Genomic DNA, 414 nt, shown 5'->3' with positions numbered 1-414 from the left:
TAAGGGACATTTCGTGTGGATTTAGGAGCGTCCGGCCCAGCCTTTTCTTATGCCTAAGCTGGGGTTCCACTCGTTGTCGATATGGGTGTCGAATGTGGCAGGTCGCCCGTCTGGGTGGCCGCGTCGTGTGAGCTCTTCTTTCGTCTAGGCCGCGTATGCCGCTTCTCCCCATTGCGTCCAAACTCTTGATGCCTGGCTAGGTCCAGTGGATGTACAGGGGCTTCGGTGCGGACGTCACCATAGGAATTGACCTAACCGCTCCAGCCGCGGCTTACCTACCACAGACCTAGGACTATCCGGTGTTGATTTCACCGATCAGGCTGTTGGAACCAATTTAGAATCAAGATCACTGCATTATCCCAGGCTGCCCCGGGAATCCGTATCGATTTATCCACACGAAATGTCCCTTAAGCC

1 pseudogene is annotated in these 414 nt (G+C 54.6%); it reads right to left on the bottom strand.

Annotated features, from left to right (window positions below):
• Positions 1-21 precede the first annotated feature (21 nt).
• Positions 22-227: pseudogene (locus tag HMPREF2604_RS13465) on the bottom strand (IS256 family transposase); the annotation flags it as partial.
• Positions 228-414: the final 187 nt, after the last annotated feature.

Origin of the sequence: Corynebacterium sp. HMSC055A01, assembly GCF_001809405.1 — a bacterium.
GTDB classification, from domain to species: Bacteria; Actinomycetota; Actinomycetes; order Mycobacteriales; family Mycobacteriaceae; genus Corynebacterium; species Corynebacterium hesseae.
This window is presented reverse-complemented; position numbering and strand designations above follow the sequence as displayed.